The following is a 24,161-nucleotide window of genomic DNA, read 5'->3' as shown; positions in this document are numbered from 1 at the left end:
GAAAGCGGCAGACCAGACACCACAGAAGATCCGGTGAAATCAATCAACCCGGATCACGGAACCCCGGATGGAAATCCTTCGGCACCGCCACGCTGACGCTCTCGCGGGTGGCGATGTCGATCCCTTCACTGGCCACTTCGGCAAGGAAGTCGATCTGCTCCGGGGTGATTACGTAAGGCGGCAGGAAATACACCACGCTGCCCAACGGCCGCAGCAGCGCACCGCGCTCCAGCGCATGCTGGAACACCTTCAGGCCGCGGCGTTCCTGCCACGGATAAGCCTCTTTGCTCGCCTTGTCCTTGACCATCTCGATGGCCAGCACCATGCCGGTCTGGCGCACTTCGCTGACGTTCGGGTGATCGGCCAGGTGCGCGGTGGACGAGGCCATGCGCTGGGCCAAAGCCTTGTTGTTCGCGATGACGTTGTCTTCTTCGAAGATATCCAGCGTCGCCAGGGCTGCCGCGCACGCCAGCGGGTTGCCGGTGTAACTGTGGGAATGGAGGAAGGCGCGCAGGGTGGGGTAGTCGTCGTAGAAGGCGCTGTAGACGTCGTCGGTGGTCAGGCACGCCGCCAGCGGCAGGTAGCCGCCGGTCAGGGCCTTGGACAGGCAGAGGAAGTCTGGACGGATGCCGGCCTGCTCACAGGCGAACATCGTCCCGGTGCGGCCGAAGCCGACGGCGATTTCGTCGTGGATCAGGTGCACGCCATAACGATCGCAGGCTTCGCGCAGCAGCTTGAGGTACACCGGGTGGTACATGCGCATGCCGCCGGCGCCCTGGATCAGCGGCTCGACGATCACGGCCGCGACCGTGTCATGGTTTTCGGCCAGGGTCTGTTCCATGGCGGCGAACATGTTGCGCGAGTGTTCTTCCCAGCTCATGCCTTCCGGGCGCAGGTAGCAATCGGGGCTTGGCACCTTGATGGTGTCGAGCAGCAGCGCCTTGTAGGTCTCGGTAAACAGCGGCACGTCGCCCACCGACATCGCCGCCATGGTTTCGCCGTGGTAGCTGTTGGTCAGGGTGACGAAGCGCTTCTTGTTCGGTTGGCCGCGGTTGAGCCAGTAGTGAAAGCTCATTTTCAGCGCGACTTCGATGCACGACGAACCGTTATCGGCGTAGAAACACCGGGTCAGGCCTTCGGGGGTCATCTTCACCAGGCGCTCGGACAGCTCGATCACCGGCTGATGGCTGAAGCCGGCGAGGATCACGTGCTCAAGTTGATCGACCTGATCCTTGATGCGCTGGTTGATGCGCGGATTGGCATGACCGAACACGTTCACCCACCAGGAGCTGACCGCATCGAGGTAGCGTTTGCCTTCGAAATCTTCCAGCCACACGCCTTCACCGCGCTTGATCGGGATCAGCGGAAGTTGTTCGTGATCTTTCATCTGGGTGCAGGGATGCCACAACACCGCGAGATCGCGTTGCATCCACTGATTATTCAGGCCCATGTTCAGTCTCCTCGAGGCGTTCCGTGACATGCGCGGACATACAATCGCGCAAGCCTATGCAATGCGTGCCTCGGGAACAACCCATTGTGTCGATTGAGCTACTTTGTATAGGGCGGTAGACGTTGCTGGCGGGCGTCTGACGGCTGACGTATCCTTCGCGGTTCTAGAGCCGCCTGGCTCGCAAAACCGCTATTTTTTCCTGAATTTCCGGAGTTCGCAGAATGTCTGTCGGTTGGCTGCGCGCCTGTGCGCTGGTGATGTTGGGGCTGTTCAGCGTGTCTGCGCTGGCAAAGGATAAGACCGCGATCGTGATCGGCGGTGGGGTCTCGGGCCTCACGGCTGCTTATGAGCTGCAGAACAAGGGCTGGCAGGTCACGCTGCTGGAAGCCAAGCCGAGCCTGGGCGGTCGCTCCGGCATGGCCACCAGCGAGTGGATCGGCAACAACAAGACCCAGCCGGTCCTGAACAAGTATGTCTCGGAATTCAAGCTGAGTACCACGCCAGCCCCTGAATTCGTGCGCACCCCGAGCTACCTGATCGACGGCGTGTATTACACCGCCGCCGACCTGGCCACCAAGGATCCAACCACGGCTGAAGCGCTCAAGCGCTACGAAAAGACCGTGGACGACCTGGCGCGCTCGATCGAAGACCCGCAAAACCCGTCGGCGAACAACACGCTGCACGCCCTGGACCAGATCAACGTGTCCAACTGGCTCGATCGCCTGACCCTGCCGGCCACTGCCCGTCAGTTGGTAAACCAGCAGATTCGTACCCGTTATGACGAGCCTTCGCGTATCTCGCTGCTGTACTTCGCCCAGCAGAGCAGCGTTTACCGTGGCGTTTCCGACCGTGACCTGCGCGCTTCGCGCCTGGTCGGCGGCAGCCCGGTGCTGGCCCAGGCCTTCGTCAAGCAGCTGAAAACCATCAAGACCAGCTCCCCGGTCTCGGCCATCATCCAGGACAAGGACGGCGTCACCGTCAAGGTCGGCAGCGTCGGCTATCAGGCTGACTACGTCGTACTGGCCGTGCCTCTGCGCGCGCTGAACAAGATCCAGATGACCCCGGCGCTGGACGCCCAGCACCTGGCGGCGATCAAGGGCACCAACTACGGCTGGCGCGACCAGATCATGCTGAAGTTCAAGACGCCGGTGTGGGAACCCAAGGCGCGCATGTCCGGTGAGATCTATAGCAACACCGGCCTCGGCATGTTGTGGATCGAACCGGCCTTGAAGGGCGGCGCCAACGTGGTGATCAACCTGTCCGGCGATAACGCACGGGTCATGCAGGCGTTCGGCGACAAGCAGATGGTCGATCAGGTGCTGATCCGCCTGCACGCGTTTTATCCACAGGCGCGCGGTTCGTTCACCGGTTATGAAATCCGCCGCTACAGCACCGACCCTTCGATGGGCGGCGCTTACCTGGCCTTCGGCCCAGGCCAGATCAGCAAGTTCTGGCGCCTGTGGGAGCGCCCGATCCAGCGCGTAGCCTTTGCCGGCGAGCACACCGACACCTTGTACCCGGGCACCCTGGAAGGCGCATTGCGCACCGGTCAGCGGGCGGCCAGTCAGGTTGAAGACCTGGCGGCGGGCAAATCGTTTGAACCGAAGGCCGCTCCAGTAGCCGCTGCAGCTGCAGCCGGCGCGGTGGCGGCGAAGAAGGGCAACTTCTTCACCAACCTGTTCGGCGGCTCGGATGACGCGAAGAAGCCGGAACCGGTCAAGGCACCAGAACCTGTCGCACCGGCGCCTGCACCAGCGCCGGCACCGACCCCTGCTCCTGCTCCGGTCGAAGCGCCGAAGCCTGCGGCACCGGTGAAAGCGGAGCCTGCGAAGAAGGCCCCGGCCAAAGCGCCGGCGAAGAAAACCGAAACGAAAAAAACCTCGGCCAAGGCACCCGTGAAAAAGACTGAGCAAGCGAAGAAGCCAGCGGCGACCACGGTCACCAAGGCGCAGTAACGTTCAGGCGTAAAAAAAAGCGCGGCCCGAGGGTCGCGCTTTTTTTTGCCTTCCGGTCAGTCCTACACGCCTCAGCGATACATCAGAGACTTCCCACAAGCGAATCAGAAGGGAATGATGGGTAGCGCTTGACCTTGAGTTCTATGCTCTTCAAAAACGGGAGAGCACATGAAAGAAGTGATAGTAATCATCCTATTGATAGCCCTTTTCGGATGTGCAAATGCCGAGCTGTTTACTGAGGAGTACAGCCGGAGATTCGGCCATGAACTGGCCTATAAATGCGATATGAATCCGTACGATCCTGACTGTTTACAGCCGCCTCCCGTGTACCACAATTAGGCAGGGCGCAGACTTCTGAGACCAAGGTTTCGTAACGTTCAGGTGTAAAAACAAACGCGGCTCAGGGCTGCGTTTTTTTTCGCCTGAAAAAACCGGGAGCCGAAATCGAATAAACCTTTTGATACAGGTGTTCTCAGGTTTGTATTCACTTTTTTTCACAATCTCGACTTTAATCTTTCCTTAACCCGTGTGTTACAGACTCTTGATCGCATTTTTCGATATTTCAAAGCGAAATTTTCCGCTTTAATTCGATAGATAAATCGATAGTCTTGGGCCAGCACTTACAGGGATCTAGGCAAATGCAGCTACGAAACTCTACTTCCCGCTACGGCTGGGTCAGCATTTTCATGCACTGGGGTGTGGCGCTGGCGGTCGTAGGATTGTTCGCGTTGGGGCTGTGGATGGTCGGGCTCGACTACTACAGCACCTGGCGCAAAGACGCGCCGGACCTGCACAAAAGCATCGGCCTGGTGTTGCTGGGCGTGATGGTGCTGCGGGTGTTGTGGCGCTTCGTCAGTCCGCCACCACCGACCTTGTCCAGCTACAGCCGCATGACGCGCCTGGGCGCCAGGTTCGGCCATGGCTTTTTGTATCTCAGTCTGTTCGCAGTGATGATTGCCGGTTACCTGATTTCCACCGCAGAAGGTGTCGGTATCCCGGTGTTTGGTTTGTTTGAAGTGCCTGCGCTGGTGTCCGGGCTACCGGACCAGGCAGATACCGCCGGTGTGATTCACCTGTACCTGGCGTGGGTGCTGGTAATTTTTTCCGGCCTCCATGCGTTGGCAGCATTGAAGCACCACTTTATCGACCGTGATGTGACCCTCAAGCGCATGCTGGGTCGCAAAGCCTGAAGTTCAACCTCGACTCCAAAGGAAAACAAAGTATGTTGAAAAAGACTCTGGCCGCTCTGGCAATCGGTTCCGCCCTGTTGTCCGCCGGTAACGCAATGGCCGCTGACTACGTGGTCGACAAGGAAGGCCAGCACGCCTTCGTTGACTTCAAGATCAGCCACCTGGGCTACAGCTTCATCACCGGTACCTTCAAGGACATCGACGGCAAGTTCAGCTTTGACGCTGCCAAGCCTGAAGACAGCAAGATCGAATTCAACGTGAACACCGCCAGCGTGTTCACCAACAACGCAGAACGTGACAAGCACATCTCCAGCAAAGACTTCCTGAACGGCAGCAAAGCCACGTTCGTTTCCACCAGCGTCAAACCTACCGGCAAGAATGCCGCTGGCAAGGACACTGCTGACGTGGCTGGCGACCTGACTATCCTCGGTGTGACCAAGCCAATCGTGGTCAAGGCCACTTTCCTGGGTGAAGGCAAGGATCCATGGGGCGGCTACCGTGCAGGCTTCGAGGGTACTTTCAGCCTCAAGCGTTCCGATTTCGGCAAGCAGAAAGACCTGGGCCCATCGTCCGATGCAGTTGAAATGTACGTGACCTTTGAAGGTGTCAAAGCGAAATAATTTTCGCGCCTGACAAAAAACGCCCGCTGCTCTCTTGAGCACGGGCGTTTTTTATTGCCCTACGCAATCCCCCTGTAGGAGCTGGCTTGCCAGCGAAGGCGTCTTTGAACGTTGCGTCGGTCTTTCGGACGCCTTCGCCGGCAAGCCGGCTCCTACAGGTTTTGTGTTCAGGCATAAAAAATGCCCCGGGCTTTTCAGCGCGGGGCATTTTTTATTGCAGCGATAAATCAGCGATTGCGGGTCAGCAATGCCGGTTTTTCACCGCGAGGACGGCTTGGCAGTTGATCCAGCTGCTCAGGTGTCGGGAAGCGATCGGCCTTCGACTCCTTGTGCATGATCTTCGGCGCAGGGCCGCGCGGGTTCTGCACGGCCGGTTCCGAACGCGGTTGATCGTCCCGGGCCGGGCGGCGGTTGCGCGAGTCTTCGCGACGGGCCTGGCCATCACGTGGTGCGCCGCTGCGTGGACCGCTGCGCTTGGCTGGCGGGGTGCCGGTGCTGGCGCCATCACTGTTGCGCGGACCGTTCTGGCGGCCACCTTGTGGCTTGCCGCCACGAGGAGCGCCCGAACCGGCGGCGGTGCCTTGTGCCGGTGCACCTGGACGACGGCCGCGGCCCTGGGCAGGTTTCTGCTGCGGCACGTAGTCGACGCGGTTACCGAAGTTATCGATATCGTCGTCCAGGAACTCGTCCGGAGCACGATCAGCCGCGGCACGCGGCGCCTGGCTTGGCTGGCGCTGTTCGCGGGCCGGGGTGCCTTCGCGCGGCTTTTGCTGACGGGCCGGACGCTCACCGCGCTCGGCCGCCGGCTTTTCCTTGCCCTTGTCCTTGCCTTTGTCCTTGCGACCGCCACCACCGCCGCCGCCATTCGGACCATCACCGCGAGGGCCACGTGGATTGCGCGGGTTGCGCACGTCCGGACGCTCGCGTGCTTCAGGCTTCTCGGCTTCCACAGCGCTGATATCGAAGCCCATCAGGTCGCCGTCGGCGATTTTCTGCTTGGTCATGCGCTCGATGCTTTTCAGCAGTTTTTCTTCGTCCGGGGCCACCAGCGAGATCGCCTCGCCCGAACGACCGGCACGGCCGGTACGGCCGATGCGGTGCACGTAGTCTTCATCGACGTTAGGCAGTTCGAAGTTGACCACGTGTGGCAACTGGTCGATGTCCAGGCCGCGAGCCGCGATATCGGTGGCAACCAGGATGCGCACGGTACCGGCCTTGAAGTCGGCCAGGGCTTTGGTGCGCGCGTTCTGGCTCTTGTTGCCGTGGATCGCGACGGCGCTCAGGCCGTGTTTGTCCAGGTACTCGGCCAGGCGGTTGGCGCCGTGCTTGGTGCGGGTGAACACCAGGACCTGTTCCCAGGCACCGGCGGTGATCAGGTGCGCCAGCAGCGAACGCTTGTGGTTGGCCGGCAGGCGGAATACGCGCTGTTCGATGCGCTCGACCGTGGTGTTCGGCGGCGTGACTTCGATGCGTTCCGGGTTGTGCAGCAACTTGCCGGCGAGGTCGGTGATGTCCTTGGAGAAGGTCGCCGAGAACAGCAGGTTCTGGCGTTTGGCTGGCAGACGGGCCAGGACTTTCTTCACGTCATGGACAAAACCCATGTCGAGCATGCGGTCAGCTTCGTCCAGCACGAGGATTTCCACGTGGGACAGGTCGACGCTGCCTTGGCCGGCGAGGTCGAGCAGGCGGCCAGGGCAGGCCACCAGCACGTCGACGCCACGGGACATGGCCTGGACCTGCGGGTTCATGCCGACGCCACCGAAGATGCAGGCGCTGACGAACTTCAGGTCACGGGCATAGACCTTGAAGCTTTCGTGCACTTGCGCGGCGAGTTCGCGAGTAGGGGTCAGGACCAGTACGCGCGGTTGGCGCGGGCCGTGACGCTGGGATTTGTCCGGGTGACCGTTGGGGAACAACCGCTCCAGGATCGGAAGGGCGAAACCGCCGGTTTTACCAGTACCTGTCTGTGCCGCGACCATCAGGTCGCGACCTTGCAACACGGCGGGAATGGCCCGCTGTTGCACCGGAGTAGGCTCGGTATAGCCCGCTGCCTCGATGGCGCGGACTAAAGCCTCGGAGAGACCGAGGGAAGCAAAGGACATGAGTAATCCTGTTCTAAGTTAGGGCTTGGCCCAATGGGAGTCTTGCCTGGCGCGAATGGCGTTTATGGGGAACGCAATCCCGTCCGGTCCTGCTTCGGTCACGAAGGCTCGTCTGGAGCGCTCGCGCGGGCTGAAAAGCTGCGCTGTAGCGGGGTCGAGATGCCTTGAACGGTTCCGAGCGTCCGGGCGTGAGCCTGGCGGGAAGGCCGGAGTATAACAGAGCAATCACTGCGCGCCGCTTTCCTGCTGCTCAACGGTTTTTTCCGTGTTGGCCGTGGTTCGTGCGGGGTTGACGATAATGGCCGGGGCGGCGCCATAGCGCGCGCTGAGTTCGGCGTAAGCCGGTTCGCGCTTGAAGCGTTTGAGTTCGGCGCCGAAGCGCTGCACCAGCAGGTCCATGCCGGCATTGCGGCGCACTGCCAGAAACTGGCTCTGCTGACTGATGATCGTGGGGTTTTCGGTGATCTTGCTACGGATGTTCAGTTCGTCGAGCAGGTGCTGGCCGACCCGGCGGTCGGTGATCAGCAGGTCGATCCGCCCGCGCACCAGCTTGCCGAAGTTCGCTTCATGGCTGGGGGCCGGTTCCCGGGTGAACAGCGTCGAGTCCCGAAAGTCCTGGCTGTACAGGTAGCCGGGAGAGATGCCGATGGTCAGGCCGCGCAGTTCGTCCAGGGTGCGAAACGGGTGGGGCCGGGCATTGGCGTAGAACATCACGAACTGGACTTCCGAGAGCGGTTCGCTGGGGTAGAGCAGGGTCGCATCGCGCTCTTCGCTGTGGAAAATGTCCAGTGCACCGTCCGCCTGGCCGGTTTCGAGCATCGACAGGCAGCGTTTCCAGGGCAGGAATTGCCATTCCACTTCGATGCCCAGGCGCTTGAAGACGATGGCGGTGGTTTCGTAGTCCAGCCCCAGGGCCTTGCCGTTTTCCTCGTACACGTAAGGTGCCCAGGGTTCGGTGACAATGCGCAATTTCTCGCCCCTAGCGGCAAAGCTAAGGCAAGTGATAACGAGCAGGGCGATTAACTGCGTGATCAAAGGCATGGGCTTGAGATTACGACGAGAAACGCGAAAGAGCCAGAAACTGGCAGCAGATGCTCTAACTCCGTGGATTGCCGCACAATAAAAGTGCGTGAAAGCAAAAGATCGCAGCCTTCGGCAGCGCCTACAGGGATTACACATTTCCCCTGTAGGCGCTGCCGAAGGCTGCGATCTTTTGATTTTGCCTTGATGCTTAACGCGGCAACTTCAGGTTGTTCCACACCGCAAGGCTCGCTTCAGCCTGGTTCAGCGTGTAGAAGTGCAGCCCTGGCGCGCCGCCCTGGAGCAGGCGTTCGCACATTTCGGTGATGACTTGCTCGCCGAAACGCTGAATGCTCTGGGTATCGTCGCCGTAGGCTTCCAGTTGCTTGCGGATCCAGCGCGGGATTTCCGCACCGCAGGCATCGGAGAAGCGGGCCAGCTTGCTGTAGTTGGTGATCGGCATGATCCCCGGCACGATCGGAATGTTCACACCCTTGGCCCGCACACGCTCGACAAAGTAGAAGTAGCTGTCGGCGTTGAAGAAATACTGGGTGATCGCACTGTCGGCGCCAGCGTTGGCCTTGCGCACGAAGTTGTCGATATCGTCTTCGAAGTTGCGTGCCTGCGGATGCATTTCCGGGTAGGCGGCGACTTCGATGTGGAAATGATCGCCGGTTTCTTCACGAATGAATTCAACCAGGTCGTTGGCGTGGCGCATTTCGCCGCTGGCCATGCCCATGCCCGAAGGCAGGTCACCGCGCAACGCGACGATGCGCTGGATGCCGGCGGCCTTGTACTGGCTCAGCAGGCCGCGCAGGTCGGCCTTGCTGTCGCCGACGCAGGACAGGTGCGGTGCGGCCGGGACTTTGACTTCGCTTTCGAGCTGCAACACGGTGTTGAGCGTACGATCACGGGTCGAACCGCCGGCGCCGTAGGTGCAGGAGAAGAAATCGGGGTTGTACGTGGCCAGCTGGCGGGCAGTGGCGAGCAGCTTTTCATGCCCAGCGTCGGTCTTGGTAGGGAAGAACTCGAAGCTGTAGCGACGATCTTGGGACATGGTCATATCCTTGGAAACACGTAAGCCTGGAAGACGTGCACATCCCCATGTGGGAGCGGGCTTGCTCGCGAAAGCGGTGGGTCAGACAACATTTATGTCGAATGATGAACCGCCTTCGCGAGCAAGCCCGCTCCCACAAGGGAGAGCAGGCTGCAGATCCGATCAGTAGCGGTAAGCGTGCGGCTTGAACGGACCTTCGACGGTCACGCCGATGTAGTCGGCCTGGGTCTTGGTCAGTTGAGTCACGACGCCGCCGAAACCGCGGACCATTTCCAGGGCCACTTCTTCGTCGAGTTTCTTCGGCAGTACTTCAACGGTCAGGCGCTCGGCTTTCTGGGCTGGCGACAGGTCGGCGTACTTCTGGCCGAACAGGAAGATCTGCGCCAGTACCTGGTTGGCGAACGAACCGTCCATGATGCGGCTTGGGTGGCCAGTGGCGTTGCCCAGGTTAACCAGGCGGCCTTCAGCCAGCAGGATCAGGTAGTCGTCGTTCTGCGGGTCGAAATCGCCAGCGCCGGTACGGTGGATCTTGTGAACCTGCGGCTTCACCTCTTCCCATGCCCAGTTCTTGCGCATGAAAGCGGTGTCGATTTCGTTGTCGAAGTGGCCGATGTTGCAGACAACAGCACGCTTCTTCAGGGCTTTGAGCATGTTCGCGTCGCAAACATTGACGTTACCGGTGGTGGTCACGATCAGGTCGATCTTGCCCAGCAGCGCTTTGTCGATGCTGTCTTCGGTGCCAGTGTTGATACCGTCGATGAACGGCGAAACCAGTTCGAAACCGTCCATGCAGGCTTGCATGGCGCAGATCGGGTCGACTTCGGAGACTTTAACGATCATGCCTTCCTGACGCAGGGACTGGGCCGAGCCCTTGCCCACGTCACCGTAGCCGATGACCAGCGCTTGCTTGCCGGACAGCAGGTGGTCGGTACCACGCTTGATGGCATCGTTCAGGCTGTGACGGCAGCCGTACTTGTTGTCGTTCTTGCTCTTGGTCACCGAGTCGTTGACGTTGATGGCCGGGATCTTCAGCTCGCCCTTGGCCAGCATGTCCAGCAGGCGGTGCACGCCGGTGGTGGTTTCTTCGGTCACGCCGTGAACGCGGTCCAGTACCTGTGGGTACTTCTTGTGCAGCAGCTCGGTCAGGTCGCCGCCGTCGTCGAGGATCATGTTGGCGTCCCATGGCTTGCCATCCTTGAGGATGGTCTGCTCCAGGCACCACTCGTACTCTTGCTCGCTTTCACCTTTCCAGGCGAAAACCGGGATGCCGGCAGCGGCGATGGACGCAGCAGCCTGGTCCTGAGTCGAGAAAATGTTGCAGGACGACCAGCGTACTTCGGCACCCAGGGCAACCAGGGTTTCGATCAGCACGGCGGTCTGAATGGTCATGTGGATGCAGCCGAGGATCTTCGCGCCCTTGAGCGGTTGCTCTTCGGAGTACTTGCGACGCAGACCCATCAAGGCCGGCATTTCCGATTCGGCGATGATGGTTTCGCGACGGCCCCAGGCAGCCAGGGACATGTCGGCGACTTTGTAATCGTTAAAATCTGCAGGCGTGATAACAGCGCTCATGAAGAGCCTCCATTCGTAATGTATGCGAATGGGCGCCGTTGTGCGTTTAGTGTCTGGCTGATGACAGCCAAGCAACGCCCCATCCGAGCCTGACAGGTTGAACCTGCTGCAGCGCCCCTCGGACAGGTGGCGGGAAAACGGTAGCAAGTGAAGATTACCGTTTTGAAACGGGGGCGATTATAGCGGGCTATGCTGATCTTCCAAAGGGTTTCTGTTGGTCAATGTCCGAACGGTAATCGAGACAATAGTCGATGCTCAATAGAGCTCTGGCCCGGGGTCTGCCAAGATAGTGCCCATCATTCGGCAAGACGCTCAGGAGTGAACATGAATTTCCACACCCGCAAATGGGTTAAACCCGAAGACCTCAACCCCAACGGCACGCTGTTCGGCGGCAGCCTGCTGCGTTGGCTCGACGAAGAAGCGGCGATCTACGCGATCGTCCAGCTGGGCAACCAGCGCGTGGTCACCAAGTACATTTCCGAAATCAACTTCGTCAGCGCCTCGCGCCAGGGCGACATCATCGAGCTGGGTATCACCGCTACCGAGTTCGGTCGCACCTCGATCACCCTCAAGTGCGAAGTGCGCAACAAGATCACCCGCAAAAGCATCCTGACGGTGGAGAAGATCGTTTTCGTCAACCTGGGCGAAGACGGGTTGCCGGCGCCACACGGCCGCACCGAGATCAAATACGTCAAAGACCAGTTCAAGGATGAAGGCGCCGTCGAATAATTTGAGGATGACGAACGGAATCTGAACCGCGCGGGTCGTAACTACATCGCAGCCAGCGGTTCAGGAGTTCCATGGACACTCGAAAAGACGGCAAGACCCCCGACCTCTCGGCAAAAGAACAGCACGAAGTCGAAAAAAACCAGCCGCCACGCGCGGCGGTTCTGCACGAAATCATCCGCACCCAGGGCAATCAGGAGCTGGAACGCAGCGTTGCCGCCCTGTGGTGGTCGGCGCTGGCCGCAGGCCTGACCATGGGCCTGTCGCTGATGGGCATGGGCTTGCTCAATTCCCGGCTACCGGACGGCGAAGGATTCAAGGTCATCGCCAGTTTCGGCTACTGCGCCGGTTTCCTCGCGGTGATCCTCGCCCGCCAGCAACTGTTCACCGAAAACACCCTGACCGCCGTGCTGCCGATCATGAGCAAACCCACGCTCGGCAACTTCGGCCGATTGTTGCGGCTGTGGTCGGTGGTGCTGGTGGGCAACCTCTGCGGCACCTTGCTGGTAGCTTACGTCATGCTGGAGCTGCCGATTTTCGACAGCAAGACCGACGTGGCCTTCCTCGACATCGGCCGCAAGGTCATGGAAAACGACGTCGACCAGATGTTCGCCAAGGGCATCATCTCGGGCTGGATGATCGCCACCATGGTCTGGATGATTCCGTCCATGGAGAGCGCCAAGATGTGGATCATCATCCTCATCACCTACCTCATGGCGCTGGGGGATTTCACCCACATCGTGGTCGGTTCGCTGGAAGTCGGTTATCTGGTGTTTGCCGGCGAGCTGCCGTGGAAGGATTTCTGGCTGGTGTTCGCCGGGCCGACGCTGGTGGGCAACATCGTGGGAGGCAGCTTCATCTTCGCCTTGATCAGCCATGCGCAGATTCGCAGCGAGAGTGGGCCGCCAAAAGAACCAGCGGATCAGGCTGGAAAACCCGATCCGCAGGAGATCAGGAAATGATCAGCCCGGCACATTCACCGCAGCGCCAGCGCGCCGTTGCAGGTAGATGAAATACAGCGCGGCCAGCACGGTCAGGCCACTGACCGCTGCACCGGTCCACGGCAGGTCCGCGAGGTCGGCACCGCTGGCGACCACCAGCCCGCCTATCCAGGCACCTGCCGCGTTGCCGAGGTTGAATGCGCTCTGGTTGAGCGTTGAGCCCAGATTGGGCGCTTCATGGGCCTGGTCGATGATCAGCAGTTGCAGGATCGGGCACAGGGCGAAGGCAAAAATGCCCCACAGCACCAGGGTGATCGCGGCCGGAATCAGCGAGTGGCTGGTCTGGCTGAGCGCGGCCAATACCACCACCACGGCCAGCGCCATGCCGACCAGTGAAGGCAGCAGGCGGCTGTCGGCCAATCGTCCGCCGAGCATGCTGCCCGCCGTCAGACCCACGCCGAACAGCAACAGCATGATGGTCACGCCATGGGGGCTGACGCCGGTGATGTCCTGCAGGATCGGCGCGATGTAGGTGAATACGCTGAACAAACTGGTCGAGGCCAGCACGCTCATGCCCAGAGCCAGCAGCACGTTGGCCTTGCCCAGCACTTTGAACTCGCTGGCCAGGTTGGCTTTGTCCATCGCGATGTGCTTTGGCAGCCAGACCCATTGCGCAATGGCCGCGATCACACCGATCACCGACACCGCCCAGAACGTCGAACGCCAGCCGGCGTACTGCCCAAGCGCGGTGCCCAGTGGCACCCCAAGCACGTTGGCCAGGGTCAGGCCGGTGAACATCATGGCAATGGCCTGGGCCCGTTTGTTCGGCGCCACCAGGCCAGCGGCGACCACCGAGCCGATACCGAAGAACGCGCCATGACACAGGGCCGTGATCACCCGCGCGGCCATCAGCGTGGCGTAATTGGGGGCCAGGGCGCAGAGCATGTTGCCGAGGATGAACATCAGCGTCATGCCCAGCAGTGTCGCCTTGCGCGGCATGTTGGCGGTGCCGACCGCGAGGATCGGTGCGCCGAACACCACGCCCAGGGCGTAGCCGGTGATCAGCAGTCCGGCGTCGGGAATGCTCACCGCGAGGTCGCGGGCAACATCGGGCAACAAGCCCATGATGACGAATTCAGTGGTGCCGATGCCGAACGCGGCAACAGCAAGGGCAAGCAAGGCGAGTGGCATGCGCAAGGTCTCTGTCGGTAGTCTTGACGCTTTGATCAGGCATACGCATGCCAAGGACCGGTCTCGATGAGAGCGGTCGGAGGCATTTTTATTGGAATTAGGTGTGCGCAACTGAGTGCGGCGTGGTCGGTTGCAGTATAAACAGCTGCTGACATATGGCGAATCAGTTCTTGTAGGAGCCGGCTTGCTGGCGATGGCGTCCCTGAAATCGCCATCGCCAGCAAGCCGGCTCCTACAAGGGGGCGATCCACAAGAAAAGGAGTAGGCCGTGCTTGCGACGGCGTTGGTGTTGGTGGCGGCGCTGCTGCATGCGGCGTGGAATACCCTGATCAAATTCAGTGCCGAGCGTTTGCTGGTGGTGGCCTGCATGGACAGCGTGGCGTTGCTATTCGTCGCGCTGATGCTGCCGTTCGTGCAGCTGCCGCCGCTGGAAATCTGGCCATGGATTCTTGCCTCGGCTGCGTTCGAGCTGCTCTACCGCTATTTGCTGATCCAGGCCTATCGGGTCGGCGACCTCGGGTTGGTCTATCCGTTGATGCGCGGTTTATCGCCGCTGGTGGTGTTGGCGCTGACGCTGATTTTTGCCGGGGAGGTGCTGACTAACCAGCAGATTTTCGGAATCCTGCTGATCCCGCTCGGCATGCTTTGCCTGCTCTGGCAGGGGGGAGGCGGTGCACGCTTGCCGTGGTCGATGCTGCCGGTGGTGGCGCTGATCGGCTTGTGCATCGGTTGCTACACCTTCATCGACGGCCAGGCGCTGCGGCGCTGGTCGCATCCTCTGGATTACCTGGTCTGGGTGACATTGCTCAGTGCCTGGCCGTTTCCATTGCTGGCCTGGGTACGCAAACGGCCAGCGTTCAAGTTGTTTTGGCGCGAGCAGTGGCGCCTGGGTCTGGCGGTCGGATTCTGCGTGTTGTTCAGCTACGCTCTGGTGCTGTGGGCCATGCAGCTGGGCTCGATTGCCGAAGCGGCTGCCTTGCGCGAGATCAGCGTGATTCTGGTGGTGCTGTTCGGCATGCGTTACCTGAAAGAACCTTTCGGCGGCCCAAGGCTCTTAGCCTGTGGGCTGGTATTGGTCGGCATGCTGGTGATGAAATTCTGACTGTTCTGAAACGTGAAGAAGGGACTGCTTTATGACGGTTGCTCTGTGGTGCATTTTGATCGCGATTTTTCTGCCTTATGTCTGTACAGGCATCGCCAAGGCCAGTGGCGGGTTTCGTCTGAGTGACAACCATGATCCCCGTGACTTTCTCGAGTCGCTCAATGGTTTGGCCAGGCGCGCGCATGCGGCGCAACTGAACAGCTTCGAAGTGACCCCGGCGTTCGCGGCGGCAGTGATCGTGGCGCATCTGGTGGGCAATGCGGAGCTGGTGACGATCAATGTGCTGTCGGTGTTGTTCATCACCAGTCGGCTGCTGTACATCATTTTCTATCTGGCCGACTTGGCGATTTTGCGGTCGTTGGCGTGGTTTGTGGGGATGGGGTTGATTGCTGCGTTCTTTGTTGTGTCCGTCTGAATTTTCACCGCCATAAAGGGCCTCTTCGCGAGCAAGCCCGCTCCCACACTGGATCACCTTCAACACAAAGTCTGTGTCCACTGAAGATCCGATGTCGGAGCGGGCTTGCTCGCGAAGGCGATTGACCAGACAGCGCAAATCTCAGGGATTTGGTTTAGCCGCATCCGCCACCTGCGGCACTTGTGGCAGCGCCGCGCCTTTGGGCCAAAGCATCCAGATCTGTCCTTGCTGCTTCATGTCTCCCGCCAGTTGCCCGGCCGCCTCGCCGGTGCCCCAGAACAGATCCGCACGAACCTCGCCGGCAATCGCGCCGCCGGTGTCCTGGGCCGCCACCGGGCGTACCAGGGCAGTGCCGTCCGGTTTGGTGGTGGACAACCACAACAGGCTGCCCAGCGGAATCACCTTGCGATCCACCGCTGCGCTGTAACCGGCCGTCAATGGCACGTTCAGCGAACCGCGCGGCCCTTCGTTGCTATCCGGGTTACGAGTGAAAAACACATAGCTCGGGTTGCTGCCGAGCAGTTCCGGAATGCGCGAAGGATTGGCCTTGGCCCAGTTGCTGATGGCGCCCATGGTCACGTCTTCTTTTTTCAGCTCGCCTTGCTCCACCAGCCAGCGCCCGATGGGCCGGTACGGGTGGCCATTCTGGTCGGCGTAGGCGATGCGCAGTTGCCGGCCGCTGTCGAGCTGGATACGGCCTGAACCCTGGATCTGCAGGAATTGCAGGTTCATCGGGTCGGTCAACCAGGCCACCACTGGCGCCTTGACTCCTTTGCTCTCGATGGTTGCGGCATCGTCGTACGGCTTGAGCACGCGGCCCTCAAGTCGACCGCGCAGGCGTTTGCCTTTGAGTTCCGGGTAGATGCTGTCCAGCGAGACGATGATCATGTCTTCGGGCACGCCGTACACCGGGATGTTCGCCGTTGTGGTCTGGGTAAGGCTGCCCGGGTAGACCGGTTCGTAGTAGCCAGTGATCAGGCCGTTGGGGTTGTCGTTGGCGGCGCGCAGGCCGTAGACATCCAGGTTCTGCTTGAGGAAGCCGCGAATGTCATTGGCGCTCTGCGGCACGTTGGCCGCCGCTGCGCAGGTGCCGCCCCAGACCGGGTCGGCCTTGAGTCGGGTGCAGGCGCTGCGCCAGGAACCGAAACCGGCGACGAGGTCGCTGTCGGAGACTGCCGGCAATGCTTCCCAGGTGGCACTCGAGTAGGTGGCCAGGGCGTGGGTCTTCGGTTGTTTGTCTTCACCGCCGGTGCAGCCTGCGAGCACGGCTACGATCGGAAGCGTCCAGGCCAGGGGGTGACACCAGGCCTTGAAACGGCTGTTCATTGGATAATTCCTTTGCCGGTTGCCTGAGTGTCGAGTGCGCTCATGCAACCCGTATTGATAATAGGGGTATTGGTGTTTACCGGTGACGCGAGGATACTGGCCGACGTTTTCCGCGACCTGAAGCCACCATGACTCTTAAAAGACTTTCTGTTGTATTGCTGGCCTGCCTCACGCTGTCCGCTTGTGGCGGCGTCGACCCCAATTCGCCCCTCGGCCAGCGCAAGGCCATTTTCAAACAGATGCTCAAGACCGGTGAAGACCTGGGCGGGATGCTGCGTGGCCGTATTGCATTCGATGGCCCCAGATTCGCTGAGGGCGCGGTGAAACTCGATGCGCTGTCCCATGAGCCGTGGAAACATTTTCCGCAGGTGCGTGAAGAAGATCACACCAGCGCCAAGAGTGATGTCTGGGAGAAGCAGGCACGCTTTGAGCAGATGGCTCGCAGCCTGGAAACTGCCACCGGCGAACTGGTGATCGCCAGTCAGGTTCAACCCTACAAGGCCAGTAACCTGGGGCCGGCGGTACAGAAGGTCGAAGATGCCTGCAGTGCGTGCCATAAGGAGTTTCGGGATCATTGACCTTTAGGAGGGCTTGAGGCCGCCAAGAGGATCGCTGGCAAGCCAGCTCCTACCTGTCCAGTTCGTCCACCGCTTCCTGCAATTCCTTGCGGGACTCGGCGAGTTTGTCCTTGCGCTTGTTGATCTTCTCGGCGTCGCCTTGTTTCATGGCTTTGTCGAGGTCGGCCTGGCGCTTGCTGACTTCGTGCTTGGCGTCCAGCACCTTGTTTTCCCGTTCTTTCTTCAGCGAGGCATCGGTGCAATTGGCGCTGATTTCGCTCAAAGCCTTCTCCAGACCGGCCTGCTGGTCGGTATTGCCGCGGGATTTGGCCAATTCGATCTGATTGATGATGCCTTGTTTCTTGGCCGCGCAACCGGTCAGGCCCGGGGCGTCTTCGACAGCCATCAGGGGCGTGGCCATTACGCTGCAAAGGGTCAAAAGGACCAGCGGTGGAAGAAATTTCATAAAAGCTCCAGGTGAAAAGGCATTCGTGTCGATGCAGCGATGGCATGTTTGAGCCCATCGGGACTATTGGGTTCCCGGGCGCACGGACGTCACCGGGTCAAGACTAAAAACCGTCCATGCCGGCCCGGCGCAGCGTTTCACTCAGGGCCAGGACCTGCGGATCGCGGAAAAATGCGCTCAACTGTGTCGCGCGTCCTGGTCCGATGTCGGGCTGGGCCTGCCATTGCTCGATGTCTCGTTGCGCCAGCTCATGCCATGAATCGCCGAGGTACGCCCGGCCGGTCGGAGGCATGCCCAGGGCCTTGAGCCAGCGGGCGAACGGGCGTTGCCGGGCACTCTCGAAACTGGTGGCCAACCGGGCAGCGCTGCGCTCGCCGAAACCGTCAATGTTAGCAAGCTCTTGAGCATCGAGGGTCAACCAATCCAACAGGCTGTTCAGGCGACCTGTTTCAAGAAGTTTTTCCCAAGTGCCGGGGCCGACATGGGGCAGGGCCAGTCCGTGCTTGCCGCTGAGCCAGGTCAGGCGCGCGAGGAACTGGCTTTCGCATCCCGGGGTTGGCTGCCAACAGCTCAAGGGATGGAAGTCGGCTGCCAGCGGCACGTTCATTTCCACGCGTTCGGTACTGCGCAGCACCACGCCATCGAGCCTGGGAATGGTCAGGCCGGCGAGGCTGATGGCAATCTGGTCGCCCGGTCGAATATCCAGGGTTTGCCAACGTTGCAGGGAGCTGACGCTGACGCGCTTGATCTGCTGGTCATCGAGGGTTACCGGGGTCAACTCCAGCACGGGGGTGATCCGCCCCGTGCGGCCAATCTGGAAGTGAACCTTGCGCACCTCGGCCAGTGTCTGGGCGAAGGGATACTTCCAGGCAACGATCCAGTACGGCGCCTTTGCCTGCCAGCGCTCGGCAGGCGGGCGCTGCGCTTGGCGCAGGACAATCCCGTCGCTGGCGAACGGCAGGGGCGAGCGATACCAGTGATCACGCCAGCGTTCGACATCGTCCATTGAAGTGATGGCCTGGGTGTACTGCGCGGTACCGGCGAAACCCAGTTTTTCCAGCTCCGCGATACGGGCCGGCAAGTTCGTCGGGCCGTGGGGCCATTCCCAGGCAAACAGGCCGATCCCCTCGGCCTGCCCGACGCTCAACGTCTTGCGCGCCATCAAGCCGGCTACTGTGCCGCGGGCGTTCAGGCTGCCGTCGGTGGCTTGCACGTGGTCCGTCAGGCGCCAGTAGAGCTCACCTTGCACCACCAGGTCCCGTGGCTCTGACAGGCGTTGCGGAATGTCGGCGATCTGGCGTGCCGAGGCGGTCCAGTCCTGGCCCTGTACACCGTCGCCGCGACTGATCGCCTGCGCCAGCAGGCCTTGACGGTACACCAGCGTCACCGCCACGCCGTCGACCTTGGGCTGCGCCCAGACATCCGCGCGATCACGCAGCCAGTGTTCGACGGCGCGACCGTCCGGCAGTTTTTCCAGGCCGGTATGAGGCACCGGGTGGACCAGCGGTCCGGTCGCGGTGCGCAATGGATCGGTGGCCACACCGAGGCTGAAGCATTGGCGCCACTCGGCCAGGCGTGCCAGGGACTGATCGTAGAGTTCGTCGGCAATCAGCGAGCGACCTTCACGGTGATAGCTGTCATCCCAGCGCTCGATCTGTTTTTGCAGTACGGCGATTTCCTGCGCGGCACGTGCGGGGGGCCAGGCGGGGCATTCGTCAGCAGTAGTGTCCAGGCAAACGAAAGTCAGGAGTAAAGCGGTCAGCAGGCGGGGCGGCATCGTGAGCGTCCTTGCTCGATGGAGGTGCCTCAAGGTTAGTCAGCAGTGGGCGGGTGGTAATGCGGGATTGTTTCCAGGCATGAAAAAACCCCGCACGGCGAACCGTGCGGGGTTTCGGGTACCACCCGGAAGACTTACAGGCCGGCTGCGGTGCGCAGGTGCTCGGCGCGGTCGGTTTTTTCCCAGGTGAAGGTGGTGAAGGTGTCTTCGCCAACCGTCTTGGTTGCCGGGGTGCGACCGAAGTGGCCGTACGCTGCGGTTTCCTGGTACATCGGGTGCAGCAGGTCGAGCATGGTGGTGATTGCGTAAGGACGCAGGTCGAACACTTCGCGGACCAGTTTGACGATCTTGTCATCGCTGATCTTGCCGGTGCCGAAGGTGTTCAGCGAGATCGAGGTCGGCTGGGCGACACCGATGGCGTAGGACACCTGGATTTCGCAACGCTCGGCCAGGCCGGCAGCGACGATGTTCTTGGCCACGTAACGACCGGCATAGGCGGCCGAGCGGTCAACCTTGGATGGATCCTTGCCGGAGAACGCGCCACCGCCGTGGCGGGCCATGCCGCCGTAGCTGTCGACGATGATCTTGCGGCCGGTCAGGCCGCAATCGCCCACCGGGCCACCGATGATGAACTGGCCGGTCGGGTTGATGTGGAACTGCGTGTCTTTGCTCAGCAGTTCGGCCGGCAGGACGTGCTTGACGATCAGCTCCATCACGCCTTCGCGCAGGTCTTTGTACGACACGTCCGGATTGTGCTGGGTCGACAGCACAACGGCGTCGATACCCACGACCTTGCCGCCTTCGTAACGGCAGGTGACCTGGGACTTGGCGTCCGGACGCAGCCACGGCAGCAGGCCGGACTTGCGGGCTTCGGCTTGCCTTTGTACAAGCTGGTGCGAGAACGTGATCGGGGCTGGCATCAGCACGTCGGTTTCGTTGCTGGCGTAGCCGAACATCAGGCCCTGGTCGCCAGCGCCCTGATCTTCGGGCTTGGCGCGGTCGACACCCTGGTTGATGTCAGGGGACTGCTTGCCGATGATGTTCATCACGCCGCAGGTCGCGCCGTCGAAGCCGACGTCGGAGCTGGTGTAGCCGATGTCGGTGATGACGTCACGAACGATCTGCTCCAGGTCAACCCAGGCCGAGGTGGTGACTTCGCCGGCGATGATCGCCACGCCGGTTTTCACCAGAGTCTCGCACGCCACGCGGGCGAACTTGTCTTCAGCGATGATGGCGTCCAGCACCGCATCAGAAATCTGGTCGGCGATTTTGTCCGGATGCCCTTCAGACACGGACTCGGAGGTGAAAAGGGAGTATTCGCTCATCTCGATGTTTTCCTGAAATTACCGATGGTGAGTGTCGCCAGCCGACCGCTGAAAATGGCGGACCTGGATCTGGAAACCATTACGTAAGCCTACATAGAGGCTTTCTCCGGGGACGAGTCCCGCAGCGGTGGCCCAACGGGCCAGATCGTCCTGTTCAAACCCCAGCCAGAGATCACCGCAGGCCTCCTTGGCCCAACTCTGGTTGTGGCTGCATAAATCTGTCACCAGCAGGCTGCCGCCTGGTTGCAGCAAATTGGCCATGTGCTTGAGCGCATCGGCCGGCGCGGCAAAGTGATGCAGCACCATGTTCAGTACCACGCAATCGGCCTTGAGGCTGACGCCGTTCAAGGCATCGGCCAGTTGCAGGCTAACGTTAGTCAGCGAATCGCGTTCGCACACCTGGCGCGCCAGTTCGAGCATGGCCTGGCTATTGTCCAGTGCCGTGACCTGGGTGAAACGACGTGCCAGTTCCGGCAGGAAGGCGCCGTCGCCGGGGCCGACTTCGATCGCCGTGGCCGCGCTGCCAAAGCTCAGTTTGTCGAGCAGGGCCACCACGCTTTCGCGGTACTGCGCCAGGCCGGCGATCAGGTCTTGCTGGGCGCGAAATTTCTCGGCGACCCGTGAGAAAAAGTCCTGGCTGGCCGCCTCGCGTTGCTTGTGCACTTGAGTGATGCGCATCTGCACGTCGGCAGGCAAGGTCAGGTTGTCCACTTCTTCGAGCAGGGCCGCGTGCAGTTTGCCCCCCGGCAACTCGGTATGGGGCAGGGCGCGACGGTAGAAAATCGCATTGCCTTCACGGCGGGTGGCGACCAGGTCAGCCTGGGCCAGCACCTTGAGGTGATGACTCATGCCCGATTGGCCGATGCCGAAGATCTGCGCCAGTTCCAGTACGCCGAACGAATCGTTGGTCAGCGCGCGCAAGACATTCAGGCGCAGGGGATCACCGCCGGCCTTGCACAAGGCCGCCAGCTCATCACAATCGTCCTGGTGAATGGAGGGCGCGCGTAAATTCATAGGCCGGCAGTCTAGTCACGCACCGGAAGCACCGCAAGATCAATATCAAAAAGTTTTGATATTGATCGATAGATGGCACTTCTCACGAACTGGTTAACTCTACAAGGCAACAGCGGAAAGGTTTCACCCGCCTAATCCGTCAACAAGCATGGGAAAAACGCCTTCAGATGACTTTCTGTCATTGCCCCAAGGTGTCCCGGTGAGGGAAAATGCTCGCCTTTTTCCGATTCGTTTATATCAAACCCCAGGAGATCAGCGATGCCTAGCCGTCGTGAGCGTGCCAACGCCATTCGTGCCCTCAGCATGGATGCCGTGCAAAAAGCCAACAGCGGCCATCCCGGTGCCCCCATGGGTATGGCGGATATCGCCGAGGTGCTTTGGCGCGACTACCTCAAGCACAACCCGAGCAATCCATCGTTCGCCGACCGTGACCGCTTCGTGCTGTCCAACGGTCACGGCTCGATGCTGATCTACTCGCTGCTGCACCTGACCGGCTACGACCTGTCGATCGATGACCTGAAACAGTTCCGCCAGCTGCACAGCCGCACCCCGGGCCACCCGGAGTTGGGCTACACCCCAGGCGTCGAGACCACCACCGGTCCACTGGGTCAGGGCCTGGCCAATGCCGTGGGCTTTGCCCTGGCTGAAAAAGTCATGGCGGCGCAGTTCAACCGTCCTGGCCACAACATCGTCGACCACCACACCTACGTGTTCCTGGGTGATGGCTGCATGATGGAAGGCATCTCCCACGAAGTCAGCTCCCTGGCCGGTACCCTGGGCCTGGGCAAACTGATCGCCTTCTACGATGACAACGGCATCTCCATCGACGGCGAAGTCGAAGGCTGGTTCACCGATGACACGCCAAAGCGCTTCGAATCCTACAACTGGCAAGTGATCCGCAACGTCGACGGTCATGACCCGGAAGAGATCAAGACGGCGATCGAGACCGCGCGCAAGAGCTCGCAGCCGACCCTGATCTGCTGCAAGACCACCATCGGCTTCGGTTCGCCGAACAAGCAAGGCAAGGAAGACTGCCACGGCGCCCCGCTGGGTGACGCGGAAATCGCCCTGACCCGTGCAGCGCTGAAGTGGAACCACGGCCCGTTCGAAATCCCGGCCGACATCTATGCCGAGTGGGATGCCAAGGAAGCTGGCCGCGCGGTCGAAGCCGAGTGGGACCAGCGTTTCGCGGCCTACTCCGCCGCGTTCCCGACCGAAGCCAACGAGCTGATCCGTCGTCTGAGCGGCGAGCTGCCGGCTGACTTCTCGGAAAAAGCCGCTGCCTACATCGCCGAAGTGGCCGCCAAGGGCGAAACCATCGCCAGCCGTAAAGCCAGCCAGAACGCCCTGAACGCGTTCGGTCCGCTGCTGCCAGAGTTCCTCGGCGGTTCGGCTGACCTGGCCGGTTCCAACCTGACCCTGTGGAAAGGTTGCAAAGGTGTCACCGCCGATGACGCCAGCGGCAACTACATGTACTACGGCGTGCGCGAGTTCGGCATGACCGCAATCATGAACGGCGTGGCCCTGCACGGCGGCCTGGTGCCTTACGGCGCGACCTTCCTGATGTTCATGGAATACGCGCGCAACGCGGTACGCATGTCGGCCCTGATGAAGCAGCGCGTGATCCACGTCTACACCCACGACTCCATCGGTCTTGGCGAAGACGGCCCGACTCACCAGCCAATCGAGCAACTGGCCAGCCTGCGCTGCACGCCGAACCTCGACACCTGGCGTCCGGCCGATGCCGTTGAATCGGCGGTGTGCTGGAAGTATGCGCTGGAGCGTAAAGATGGTCCTTCGGCCCTGATCTTTTCGCGTCAGAACCTGCAGCACCAAACCCGTGATGCCGGCCAGATTGCCGACATCAGCCGCGGTGGCTATGTGCTCAAGGACTGCGCAGGCGAGCCTGAGCTGATCCTGATCGCTACCGGTTCCGAAGTGGGTCTGGCCGTTCAGGCCTTCGACAAACTGACCGAACAGGGCCGCAAGGTGCGTGTGGTTTCCATGCCGTGCACCAGCGTGTTCGATGCCCAGGACGCCGGCTACAAGCAATCGGTCCTGCCGTTGCAGGTCAGCGCCCGTATCGCCATCGAGGCGTCCATCGCCGACTACTGGTACAAGTACGTCGGCCTGGAAGGTCGCGTGATCGGCATGACCACCTACGGCGAGTCGGCGCCTGCGCCTGCCTTGTTCGAAGAGTTCGGCTTCACCCTGGAAAACATCCTGGGTCAGGCTGAAGAGCTGCTGGAAGACTAAGCAAAACGCGGCGGTTTCAAGACCGCCGCCGTCCCCCCCTGTAGGAGCGAGCTTGCTCGCGATGGTCGTTAACGATAACGCTGGCTATCTGGATAAATG

General features: G+C 61.0%; 20 protein-coding genes and 1 riboswitch. Of the genes, 9 read left to right on the top strand and 11 right to left on the bottom strand.

The features are described from left to right. Nucleotides 1-43: 43 nt before the first annotated feature. Nucleotides 44-1,450: an adenosylmethionine--8-amino-7-oxononanoate transaminase gene (locus ACM6I6_RS25070; protein WP_408599209.1), complete on the bottom strand. Its 1,407-nt coding sequence runs from the start codon at nucleotides 1,448-1,450 to the stop codon at nucleotides 44-46. Nucleotides 1,451-1,671: 221 nt separating this feature from the next. Here ACM6I6_RS25070 and ACM6I6_RS25065 point away from each other — a divergent pair, with 221 nt between their 5' ends. The 3 genes from ACM6I6_RS25065 (at nucleotide 1,672) to ACM6I6_RS25055 (ending at nucleotide 5,215) form a co-directional block, all read left to right on the top strand. Then, nucleotides 1,672-3,405: a flavin monoamine oxidase family protein gene (locus ACM6I6_RS25065; protein WP_274075622.1), complete on the top strand. Its 1,734-nt coding sequence runs from the start codon at nucleotides 1,672-1,674 to the stop codon at nucleotides 3,403-3,405. A gap of 638 nt (nucleotides 3,406-4,043) precedes the next feature. Beyond that, nucleotides 4,044-4,595, top strand: coding sequence for a cytochrome b (locus tag ACM6I6_RS25060; RefSeq protein WP_274075621.1), 552 nt, complete (start codon nucleotides 4,044-4,046; stop codon nucleotides 4,593-4,595). Nucleotides 4,596-4,627: 32 nt separating this feature from the next. Further along, nucleotides 4,628-5,215 (top strand): YceI family protein, encoded by a 588-nt coding sequence (locus ACM6I6_RS25055; RefSeq protein ID WP_154947410.1) that lies wholly within the window; start codon nucleotides 4,628-4,630, stop codon nucleotides 5,213-5,215. A 227-nt stretch (nucleotides 5,216-5,442) separates the two neighbouring features. Here ACM6I6_RS25055 and ACM6I6_RS25050 read toward each other — a convergent pair whose 3' ends face one another. From ACM6I6_RS25050 to ahcY, 4 genes are all read right to left on the bottom strand, one after another. Continuing rightward, nucleotides 5,443-7,317, bottom strand: coding sequence for a DEAD/DEAH box helicase (locus ACM6I6_RS25050; protein ID WP_274075620.1), 1,875 nt, complete (start codon nucleotides 7,315-7,317; stop codon nucleotides 5,443-5,445). A gap of 225 nt (nucleotides 7,318-7,542) precedes the next feature. Beyond that, complete coding sequence (locus ACM6I6_RS25045; RefSeq protein WP_323626468.1) at nucleotides 7,543-8,358, bottom strand: substrate-binding periplasmic protein; 816 nt, start codon at nucleotides 8,356-8,358, stop codon at nucleotides 7,543-7,545. A gap of 190 nt (nucleotides 8,359-8,548) precedes the next feature. Then, nucleotides 8,549-9,394, bottom strand: a complete 846-nt coding sequence (metF, locus tag ACM6I6_RS25040; RefSeq protein ID WP_274075618.1) for a methylenetetrahydrofolate reductase [NAD(P)H] — start codon at nucleotides 9,392-9,394, stop codon at nucleotides 8,549-8,551. Nucleotides 9,395-9,556: 162 nt separating this feature from the next. Continuing rightward, nucleotides 9,557-10,966, bottom strand: coding sequence for an adenosylhomocysteinase (gene ahcY, locus ACM6I6_RS25035; RefSeq protein WP_414920858.1), 1,410 nt, complete (start codon nucleotides 10,964-10,966; stop codon nucleotides 9,557-9,559). A gap of 23 nt (nucleotides 10,967-10,989) precedes the next feature. Further along, nucleotides 10,990-11,092: riboswitch (S-adenosyl-L-homocysteine riboswitch) on the bottom strand. A gap of 198 nt (nucleotides 11,093-11,290) precedes the next feature. On the opposite strand from ahcY, the gene ACM6I6_RS25030 reads away from it, so the two are divergent. Both ACM6I6_RS25030 and ACM6I6_RS25025 read left to right on the top strand, forming a co-directional pair. Next, nucleotides 11,291-11,695 (top strand): acyl-CoA thioesterase, encoded by a 405-nt coding sequence (locus ACM6I6_RS25030; RefSeq protein WP_008057039.1) that lies wholly within the window; start codon nucleotides 11,291-11,293, stop codon nucleotides 11,693-11,695. 71 nt (nucleotides 11,696-11,766) lie between these two features. Then, nucleotides 11,767-12,654: a formate/nitrite transporter family protein gene (locus ACM6I6_RS25025; protein ID WP_274075616.1), complete on the top strand. Its 888-nt coding sequence runs from the start codon at nucleotides 11,767-11,769 to the stop codon at nucleotides 12,652-12,654. Here the strand turns inward: ACM6I6_RS25025 and ACM6I6_RS25020 are convergent, their stop codons facing one another. Further along, entirely contained in the window at nucleotides 12,655-13,824 is a 1,170-nt protein-coding gene (locus ACM6I6_RS25020) for an MFS transporter (protein WP_414920857.1), read from the bottom strand. 268 nt (nucleotides 13,825-14,092) lie between these two features. Here ACM6I6_RS25020 and ACM6I6_RS25015 point away from each other — a divergent pair, with 268 nt between their 5' ends. Beyond that, nucleotides 14,093-14,926, top strand: coding sequence for an EamA family transporter (locus tag ACM6I6_RS25015; RefSeq protein ID WP_274075614.1), 834 nt, complete (start codon nucleotides 14,093-14,095; stop codon nucleotides 14,924-14,926). A gap of 31 nt (nucleotides 14,927-14,957) precedes the next feature. After that, entirely contained in the window at nucleotides 14,958-15,341 is a 384-nt protein-coding gene (locus ACM6I6_RS25010; RefSeq protein ID WP_274075613.1) for an MAPEG family protein, read from the top strand. A 141-nt stretch (nucleotides 15,342-15,482) separates the two neighbouring features. On the opposite strand, the gene ACM6I6_RS25005 is transcribed toward ACM6I6_RS25010, so the two are convergent. After that, a complete protein-coding gene (locus ACM6I6_RS25005; protein ID WP_274075612.1) occupies nucleotides 15,483-16,667 on the bottom strand; it encodes a murein transglycosylase A in 1,185 nt (394 codons plus the stop codon). Between the two features lie 128 nt (nucleotides 16,668-16,795). Here ACM6I6_RS25005 and ACM6I6_RS25000 point away from each other — a divergent pair, with 128 nt between their 5' ends. After that, nucleotides 16,796-17,245, top strand: a complete 450-nt coding sequence (locus tag ACM6I6_RS25000) for a c-type cytochrome (RefSeq protein ID WP_274075611.1) — start codon at nucleotides 16,796-16,798, stop codon at nucleotides 17,243-17,245. A gap of 49 nt (nucleotides 17,246-17,294) precedes the next feature. On the opposite strand, the gene ACM6I6_RS24995 is transcribed toward ACM6I6_RS25000, so the two are convergent. From ACM6I6_RS24995 to ACM6I6_RS24980, 4 genes are all read right to left on the bottom strand, one after another. Then, the gene (locus ACM6I6_RS24995; RefSeq protein WP_274075610.1) at nucleotides 17,295-17,690 is read right to left on the bottom strand and encodes a DUF1090 domain-containing protein; all 396 of its coding nucleotides are present in this window, start codon (nucleotides 17,688-17,690) and stop codon (nucleotides 17,295-17,297) included. Nucleotides 17,691-17,793: 103 nt separating this feature from the next. Continuing rightward, a complete protein-coding gene (gene ligB, locus ACM6I6_RS24990; RefSeq protein WP_414920856.1) occupies nucleotides 17,794-19,467 on the bottom strand; it encodes an NAD-dependent DNA ligase LigB in 1,674 nt (557 codons plus the stop codon). A gap of 134 nt (nucleotides 19,468-19,601) precedes the next feature. Beyond that, nucleotides 19,602-20,792 carry a methionine adenosyltransferase gene (gene metK, locus ACM6I6_RS24985; RefSeq protein ID WP_274075608.1) on the bottom strand — a complete coding sequence of 397 codons (1,191 nt, stop codon included), beginning with the start codon at nucleotides 20,790-20,792 and terminating at the stop codon, nucleotides 19,602-19,604. A gap of 18 nt (nucleotides 20,793-20,810) precedes the next feature. Beyond that, on the bottom strand, nucleotides 20,811-21,806 hold the full coding sequence (locus tag ACM6I6_RS24980) for an ArsR/SmtB family transcription factor (protein ID WP_406591145.1): 996 nt from the start codon (nucleotides 21,804-21,806) through the stop codon (nucleotides 20,811-20,813). Nucleotides 21,807-22,064: 258 nt separating this feature from the next. On the opposite strand from ACM6I6_RS24980, the gene tkt reads away from it, so the two are divergent. After that, entirely contained in the window at nucleotides 22,065-24,062 is a 1,998-nt protein-coding gene (gene tkt / locus ACM6I6_RS24975; protein ID WP_274075606.1) for a transketolase, read from the top strand. Nucleotides 24,063-24,161: the final 99 nt, after the last annotated feature.

Origin of the sequence: Pseudomonas sp. IT-P218 (assembly GCF_949767605.1) — a bacterium.
Classification (GTDB): domain Bacteria; phylum Pseudomonadota; class Gammaproteobacteria; order Pseudomonadales; family Pseudomonadaceae; genus Aquipseudomonas; species Aquipseudomonas putida_AE.
The sequence above is the reverse complement of the archived record's forward strand: the minus strand, read 5'-3'. Positions and strand labels throughout refer to the sequence as shown.